The organism is Luteibacter sp. (genome assembly GCF_036500425.1).
GTDB lineage: Bacteria > Pseudomonadota > Gammaproteobacteria > Xanthomonadales > Rhodanobacteraceae > Luteibacter.
In genome coordinates, this window is record NZ_DASYCB010000004.1 from 53,976 (window position 1) to 62,332 (window position 8,357).

Below are 8,357 nucleotides of genomic sequence, written 5' to 3' on the forward strand. Positions count from 1 at the left end.
ATGGACACCTCTATCCCCGCTTCGCCCCGCACCCTGTGGAAGTGGGCGGTACAAACCGCCCGCCTCTGCTGTGGGGTACCGGATTACGACGTGTATGTGAAACACCTGCGCGAACACCACCCGGAGCGCCCCGTACCGAGTTACGGGGAGTTCTTCCGTGAACGCCAGGAGGCGCGCTACCGCGGCACCGGCGGTCGCTGCTGCTAACCAGATGTAGGAGCACGCTTGCGCGCGATGGGTGCTTGCGGCAATACCCATCGCGCCAAGCGCGCTCCTACAGGGGTTGGGGCTTCCAGCGCGTTCCCGTCGCGCCCGGGCGCACAGTTATTTGCGGCTGGGTTTGCGCATGTTGGTGCGGGAGTCGTCGATCATCGCGCGCATCGCTTCTGCCGCTTCGTTGGGGCGGCGGCGGCGGATGGCTTCGTAGACAGCGCGGTGCTGCGGTAGCGAATACTTGAAGTTCTTCGCCGTGCGCGCGGACATCACGAAGAACGTCGCAAGCGACGTTTCGATCACTGAGAACAACGAACTCAACAACTCGTTGTTCGTCGCCGTAAGGACCGCCTCGTGGAAGCGCAGGTCGGCTTCGGCCCAGGCGTCCAGATCGGGCGCATCTTCCATCGCATCCAGCGCAGCGCCGATCGCCTCCAACTGCGCGGCGTCGCGACGACGCGCCGCTGCCATGCACGCAGCCGGCTCGATGATCGCGCGCATCTCGACCAGCTTGCCGACGAAATCCTCCGTCGGCATCGAGGCGCAGCGCCATGACAGCACGTCCGGGTCCAGGTGATTCCAGAAGCGGGCGTCGCGCACACGCATGCCGGTCTTCTGCCGGGTCTCGATAAGACCCTTGGCGGCGAGCACCTTCAATGCCTCGCGCAGGATGGTACGGCTGACCTCCATCTGCGCCGCCAGCTGGGCTTCGCCCAGCAGCGCATCGCCCGGACGGAGCACCCCGCTGACGATGGATTCGCCGATCTCGCCGACGACCCGCGCGTGCAGGCTTCGTGAATTTGCCATCTTCATTATCATCGCGCCCCTTCCCGCGTTAACTCCCAGCGCATCCTAGCTATGTTCGCGCTAACCACCTTGACGCAGCGCAGCTTGTCAATTGTCGGACAAATATGCTCTCGTCGGCGGGTCATCACAATGGGAGGGGACGATGCGCAAGCTACTGGCCATGGCCACCACGGCGTTTCTGCTTGGCAGCGCCACTGCGGCATCCGCGGGCGATGCGACAAAGGCCTCCTTCGGTACAACGCCGGATGGAAAAGATGTGACGGTCATCACCCTCACCAATGGCAAGGGCATGACGGCCAAGGTTATCTCACTGGGGGCCGCGCTGTATGCGCTTGAGGTACCCGACCGTAACGGTAAACCGGGCGACATCGTGCTCGGTTACCCCGACCTGAAAGGCACCTTCGAGAAACCGCAGTATTTCGGTGACACGGTCGGCCGCTATGCAAACCGTATCGCCAAGGGCAAGTTCAAGCTCGATGGCAAGGACTACACCGTACCGGTCAATGATGGGCCCAACTCGCTTCACGGCGGCAAGCTCGGCTTCGACAAGGTGGTGTGGACGGTCGACAAGGTCGAATCGGGCGCCAATCCGAGCGTGACCATGACTTACATAAGCCCCGATGGCGACCAGGGCTACCCGGGCCAGCTTACGACGACGGCAAAGTATTCGCTTGACGACAAGAACGAGCTCACCATCGAGTACACGGCGACCACGGACAAGCCCACCATCGTCAACATCACCAACCACACCTACTGGAACCTTGCGGGTGAGGGTTCGGGTAGCGTGATGGACCAGAAGCTGATGATCGCGGGCGATGCGTATCTGCCCACGGACGCCACCGCTATCCCCACCGGGGAAGTGCGTAGCGTCGCCGGTACGTATTTTGATTTCCGCAAGGCCAAGCCGATCGGGCGTGACGTGCGCCATGCCAGCGAGCAGCAGCTCGTGTTCGGCCGCGGTTATGACCACAACTGGGTCATTTCGCGGAAGGAGGCGCCGACGCCACGCGAGGTGGCACGCGTATCCGATCCGAAGAGCGGCCGCGTGTTGTCGCTTTGGTCGGCGCAGCCCGGCCTGCAGTTCTATTCGGGCAACTTCCTGGATGGCACCACATCGGGCAAGGCAGGTGGCATCTACCGCGAGGGCGACGCCTTCGCACTGGAGCCACAGATCTTCCCCGATACCCCGAACCAGCCGGACTTCGGCTCGGCGAGGCTGGAGCCTGGGCAGACCTACAAGAACGTGATGACCTATAAATTCAGCACCTCGAAGTGACCGGACCCTTGTAGGAGCGCGCTTGCGCGCGATGGGGTTTGCGGCAGGCACCCATCGCGCACAAGCGCGCTCCTACAGGGAGCCCGTTAGCCGGCTTCGTGGTGCAGGGCTTCGGTGGGCTTTTTACGACGGAAGCGTGGAGCCAGCTCCACCATGTACATCGCGACGAGGACCAGCGCGCCGCCGGCCACCATGCGGGTGGTCAATGCATCGACACCCAGCGCCACGGCGAACCCTGCGGCGAAGACCGGTTCGGTGGTCATCACGATCGCCGCGCGTGTGGCGGGCATATGCGCCTGGGCCCACGTCTGCACCAGCATGGCCAGCGCGCCGGCAATAAGCGCCATGTAGATGATCGCCACCCAGGCCTTGGCATCCGGCGGCAACGCGGGGCCGTGGTGCGGCAACGTCGCCAGCACGCATACCGCAGCGATGCCCAGCATCTGGATCGCCGACATGCCGAACGCATCGCCGGGCCGGGACCAGTGGCCCAGGCCAACGATATGCAAGGCATACAGAGCAGCCGACGCTAGCGTCAGCACCACGCCCAGATCGACCGAGAAACCGTTGAGCGCGAGGATGCCTAGCCCGACCATCGCCAGGGCCACCGCCACCCATGTACTCGCGGGAAAACGCTGGCGGAAGATCGCCAGCGCAAGGAACGGAGTAAACACGACGTACATGCCGGTCACGAAGCCACTGATGCTGGGCGAGGTGAGCGCCAGCCCTTCGGTCTGCAACCATTGCGCGACGCCGTAGAGCACACCAAGCGCCAGCCCACGAAGGGTCTGCGCCCGGCCGAGCCGGCGCACCGGCACGGCGAACAGCAGCAACATCGTGACGGCGGCGATCGCAAAACGCACCGCCAGGAAATCGATCGGCAACATGCGGCCGACCACGTCCTTGATCATCACGAAGGTGGAACCCCAGATGGCGGTCACCGCCAGCAGGCCCAGCGTCGCCAGGCCGCTCCCCTTCCCCACCGCGCTCATCGGCGTTTTTTCCGCAGCAACTGCCCGGGAATCTTCAGGAGGAAGTGGGCCCAGATACCGAGCCACACCGCAGCGCGAACCAGCGGATGCTTCGCCGCGGGATCGTGGCGCCGGAACCACAGGAACATGCTGCGATGCTTGTGCCGGCTGACGAACACCGGGCGGTGACGGCTGGAGCCGCCCTTGCCATGCATCACGCGTACATCGCCTGCGAGCAGCACCTGGTAGCCCATGTCGCGAGCACGTCGGCACAGATCCATGTCTTCGCAATGCAGGAAGAATGTCTCATCGAAACCACCGAGGGTTTCGAAGGCGCCACGCGACATCAGCAGGATCGCACCGGACACCACTTCCACCGGCTCCGCACCGGCCGGCAGCGGGCCGCCCATATCGATGCCGGCACTGCCGCGACCGAGCTTCGTGGCGATCGCCCGCGCAAGGAGCGGATCACGGCGACGCGAGGCGGGATCCACATGGCCCGCAGCATCCTGCACGAGCGCGCCCACGATACCGGTGTGCGGACCGAGGTGCGCGACCATGCGCGAGATCGTATCCGGCTCGATCAGGCAATCCGGGTTCAACACCAGGAAGCGCTGACCCAGCGCGACGGCCGCGCCACGATTCACGGCAGGGCCGAAGCCCAGGTTGGCCCGGTTGTAGACGACGCGCACGCGATCATCGGCGGCGTACGCGCGATCGAGCGCCTCGGGCACGCCATCGTCCGATCCGTTGTCGACCAGGATCACCTCGACCGGACGGTCGCTCGCGAGCGCGTGTTCCACGCAGTCACGAGTGAGCGGGCCGCTATCGGCCAGGACGATGATGATGCTGGTGAGGTCGCCCGCCGCCATGTCTTCCATCCCGCCGGACGCCTGGCTCAACCGACCCAGGCGCGTGCGTTACGGAACATGCGCATCCAGGGCGAATCCTCGCCCCACTGTTCCGGGTGCCAGCTGAGCTGGGCGCTGCGGAACACGCGCTCCGGGTGCGGCATCATCGCGAGCACGCGGCCATCCGCGGCGGTGAACGCCGTGAGGCCACCTGGCGAACCGTTCGGGTTCAGCGGGTAGTGCTCGGTCGGCTTGCCGCGGTTATCCACGAAGCGGGCGGCGCCATGGCTCTTCGACGGGCTGCACACGTTGGGGAAATGCACACGACCTTCGCCGTGCGCGACCGCGACCGGCAGGCGCGAACCGGCCATGCCACGGAAGAACAGGCTGCCCGAATCGAGGATCTCGACCGTGGCAAGGCGTGCCTCGTACTGCTCCGACTGGTTGCGCAGGAACTGCGGCCAGTGCTTCGCATCGGGGATGATGTCCTTCAGCTGCGAGAGCATCTGGCAGCCGTTGCACACGCCAAGCGCGAACTTGCTGCCATCCTCAAAGAACCGCGCGAACTGTTCGCGCAGCGCATCGTTGTAGAGGATCGAGGTAGCCCAGCCGCGACCGGCACCCAGCACGTCACCGTAGGAGAAGCCACCGCAGGCAGCGAGTCCGCGGAAGTCCTTCAAGTGGTAACGGCCGCTGGTGAGGTCGGTCATGTGCACGTCGACGGCGTCGAAACCGGCACGGGTAAATGCCGCGGCCATTTCTACCTGGCCGTTGACGCCCTGCTCGCGCAGGATCGCGACGCGCGGACGCACGCCCGTCGCGATATACGGCGCGGCGATGTCATCGGCGGGATCGAAGGTGAGCTTCGGCGAGAGACCGGGATCGGCATCGTCGAGGCGCCATTCGCTTTCCTGGTCCGCGCTCTGCGGGTTATCGCGCAGGCGCTGCATGGCGTAGCTGGTTTCGTTCCACGCACGGAACAGCTCAGTCCAGTTCCACTTGAACGGCGTTTCGCCATTCAGGTGCAGCTTGATGCCGAGCTTCTCCTTCGGGCGACCCACGTGATGGGTCATGCCGGCGAGGTTGTGCTTCACAAGCAACTGCTCGAACGCCTCGCGGTTCGCGCTGGCCACCTGGACCACGGCGCCGAGCTCCTCGTTGAAGAGCGCGCGCAAGGTCGCGTCGGCCCAGCCATCGAGCTTGATCTCAAGGCCGCAATGGCCAGCGAAGGCCATTTCCAGCAACGTGACGATGGCGCCACCATCGGAACGGTCGTGGTAGGCCAGAAGCAGGCCGCCACGATTGGCTTCCTGGATGAGCTCGAACATGGCGCGCAGGCGCTTCGCGTCGTCGAGATCCGGCGGCACGCCGCCGGCGCGGTTGAACACCTGGGTCAACGCGGAACCGCCGAGGCGGTCGCGGCCGGCGCCGAGGTCGATCAACCACAGGTCGGTATCGCCGCGGTCGAGCTTGAGCTGCGGCGTGAGCACGCGGCGCACATCGTCGACGCGGGCGAAGCCGGTGATGACCAGCGAGACCGGCGAAACCGTCTTCTGCTTCTTGCCGCTCTCATCCGTCCACACGGTCTGCATGGACAGCGAGTCCTTGCCGACCGGGATCGCGATATCGAGTTCCGGGCATAGTTCCATGCCCACCGCGCGCACCGCGTCGAACAACGCGGCGTCTTCGCCCGGGTGGTTCACCGCCGCCATCCAGTTGGCGGACAGGCGGATTTCTTCCAGCTTGATCGGGGCGGCGGCCATGTTGAGGATCGCTTCGCCCACCGCCATGCGCGCGGCATCGGCACTGGAAAGCAGCGCCACCGGGGCGCGCTCCGCCATGGCCATCGCTTCGCCGGTATAACCGTCGAAGTCGGTCATGGTCACAGCCACGTCCGCCACCGGCACCTGCCACGGGCCGACCATCTGGTCGCGCGCGTTCAGGCCGCCCACGGTGCGGTCACCGATGGTGATAAGGAAGTTCTTGCTGCCCACCGTCGGCAGGCGGAGGACGCGCATCAGCGCTTCATCCATACCCATGCCGGTGAGATCAGCGACCAGGTCGACGCGCGGCTTCACGCGCTGTGCGTCGCGGTGCATGCGCGGCGGCTTGCCGAACAGCACATCCATGCCCAGGTCGATCACGGTGAGTTCGCGGCGCGGATCGTGAACGATCAGGCGCGCTTCCGCCGTGGCTTCGCCGACGATCGCGAACGGGCAACGCTCACGCTTGCAGTACGCCTCGAACTCAGCGATCTCTTCCGCGCCGATCGCCAGGACATAACGCTCCTGCGATTCGTTGCTCCACACCTGCATGGGTGACAGCGTGGGGTCGTCGCAAGGCACCTTCGACAGATCGATGATGCCGCCGACGCCTGCATCGTTGAGAATTTCGGGAATCGCATTGGAAAGACCACCGGCGCCGACGTCGTGGATGCTGACGATCGGGTTCTGCTCGCCGCGCGCCCAGCACGCATCGATGACCTGCTGCGCACGACGCTCCATTTCGGGGTTATCGCGCTGCACCGAGGCGAAATCCAGCTCCGCGCTCGAGGTGCCCGAAGCCACCGACGACGCGGCGCCACCGCCGAGGCCGATCAGCATCGCGGGGCCGCCAAGCACGATGACCTTGTCGCCCGGGCGCACGTCACGCTTCTGCACGTGCTGTTCGCGGATCGCGGCCAGGCCGCCCGCAAGCATGATCGGCTTGTCGTAGCCGCGGCGGATACCCTTCTCGCCCGTTTCCTGTTCGAACGTGCGGAAGTAACCACCGAGGGCCGGACGACCGAACTCGTTGTTGAACGCGGCGGCGCCCAGCGGGCCATCGCGCATGATTTCAAATGCACTGGCCATGCGCGGCGGCAGCGGGCGCGGGGTTTCCCACGGACGCGGCAGGCCGGGGATGCGCAGGTGCGAGACCGAGAACCCGGTGAGGCCGGCCTTCGGCTTGCCACCGCGACCCGTAGCGCCCTCGTCGCGAATTTCGCCACCGGAACCGGTAGCGGCACCCGGCCACGGCGCGATGGCCGTCGGGTGGTTATGCGTTTCCACCTTGATCGCGTACGGCGCGGATTCCTTCACCGTGCGAAACACGCCGTCGTCGGGGTTCACGAACAGGCGGTTGCCCTCGTAGCCCTCGACCACCGCCGCGTTGTCCTTGTAGGCGGACAGCGTGAAGTTCGGCGAGAGCTTGTGGGTATTCTTGATCATGCCGAACAAGGAGTTTTCCTGCTCCTTGCCGTCCAGCGTCCAGGTGGCATTGAACACCTTGTGCCGGCAATGCTCGGAGTTCGCCTGGGCGAACATCATGAGTTCGGCATCGGTCGGCGCACGGCCCATCTCGCCATAGCGCTCGGCGAGGTAGTCGATTTCATCGTCGGCCAGGGCCAGGCCCAGTTCGCTGTTCGCCGCCTGCAACGCGGCTTGCGCATCGCTGCCCAGCTCCACGCGGCCGAGGTCGCCCGGGGCACCGACGAGGAACAGGCCGGCGGCATCCGCCAGAGTGCTCAACGGTGACTGCACCATGGGGTCGCAGAAGGCGGTCATGACCTGGGCGTAGGCCGGGTCCGTCGCGGGCGGCAGGCCGGTGACCTGCCAGGCCACGCCACGCTCGATCCGGCGGACATCGAAGCCGGCGCCGTGGGCGATATCGGTAGCCTTGCTCGACCAGGGGGAAATCGTACCCAGGCGGGGCACCACCCAGAACGTGGCGGGCTCGGGGTGACCCGGCCGGGCTTCCAGCATGGCCAGGAGGCGCGCGCGCGCGTCGCCTTCCGGCGGCGTGGCGGCATCCACGAAGTACACGAACCAGGCCGCCTGCACGCGGGTCCCATGGAACAGGGACTCCAGGTGGGCGTTCAGGCGTTCGAGGCGAAACGGCGAGAGGGCGCTCTGCCCGTCGAGTACGATCATGCGGGGAACGGCTGCTAGGCGAAGGAACTGGCTATTCTAGCCGATGCTGCAATACGGCATAACCGCCGGCCCAAACCCGCCCCGCATGGCCCTCCCGGGGCCTCAGCTGCCTTTCTGCAGGGCCTGCAGCAGCTGTTCAGGGGTGACGTAGCCGCCAAGCGTGCTGCCGTCCGGACCGATGATCATCGGCGTGCCGGTGACGCCAAGCTTCAGGCCCAGATCGAACTGGTCCTTGACCGGGTTGGTACAAGTCGCCGGCTTTGGCGCATGCCCCTGCTTCGCCGCGGTGAAGGCCGCCTTGCGATCGCTGGCGCACCACACCGAGACC

The 8,357-nt window shown here is 65.8% G+C and carries 7 protein-coding genes; 2 read left to right on the top strand and 5 right to left on the bottom strand.

Annotation, left to right across the window (positions count from 1 at the left end):
* Complete coding sequence (locus VGN46_RS01250) at positions 1-207, top strand: YbdD/YjiX family protein (protein ID WP_331639763.1); 207 nt, start codon at positions 1-3, stop codon at positions 205-207.
* A 117-nt stretch (positions 208-324) separates the two neighbouring features.
* On the opposite strand, the gene VGN46_RS01255 is transcribed toward VGN46_RS01250, so the two are convergent.
* Positions 325-1,020 (bottom strand): FadR/GntR family transcriptional regulator, encoded by a 696-nt coding sequence (locus tag VGN46_RS01255; protein WP_331639765.1) that lies wholly within the window; start codon positions 1,018-1,020, stop codon positions 325-327.
* Positions 1,021-1,162: 142 nt separating this feature from the next.
* Here VGN46_RS01255 and VGN46_RS01260 point away from each other — a divergent pair, with 142 nt between their 5' ends.
* Positions 1,163-2,296, top strand: a complete 1,134-nt coding sequence (locus VGN46_RS01260) for an aldose epimerase family protein (protein ID WP_331639767.1) — start codon at positions 1,163-1,165, stop codon at positions 2,294-2,296.
* An 86-nt stretch (positions 2,297-2,382) separates the two neighbouring features.
* Here VGN46_RS01260 and VGN46_RS01265 read toward each other — a convergent pair whose 3' ends face one another.
* From VGN46_RS01265 to VGN46_RS01280, 4 genes are all read right to left on the bottom strand, one after another.
* Entirely contained in the window at positions 2,383-3,288 is a 906-nt protein-coding gene (locus tag VGN46_RS01265; RefSeq protein WP_331639769.1) for a DMT family transporter, read from the bottom strand.
* Positions 3,285-4,148: a glycosyltransferase family 2 protein gene (locus VGN46_RS01270; protein WP_331639771.1), complete on the bottom strand. Its 864-nt coding sequence runs from the start codon at positions 4,146-4,148 to the stop codon at positions 3,285-3,287. The genes VGN46_RS01265 and VGN46_RS01270 overlap by 4 nt, the downstream gene beginning before the upstream one ends.
* Positions 4,149-4,165: 17 nt before the next feature.
* Positions 4,166-8,029 carry a phosphoribosylformylglycinamidine synthase gene (gene purL, locus VGN46_RS01275; RefSeq protein WP_331639773.1) on the bottom strand — a complete coding sequence of 1,288 codons (3,864 nt, stop codon included), beginning with the start codon at positions 8,027-8,029 and terminating at the stop codon, positions 4,166-4,168.
* A 102-nt stretch (positions 8,030-8,131) separates the two neighbouring features.
* On the bottom strand, positions 8,132-8,357 hold a 226-nt coding region (locus VGN46_RS01280), incomplete at its 5' end, for a thioredoxin fold domain-containing protein (protein WP_331639775.1).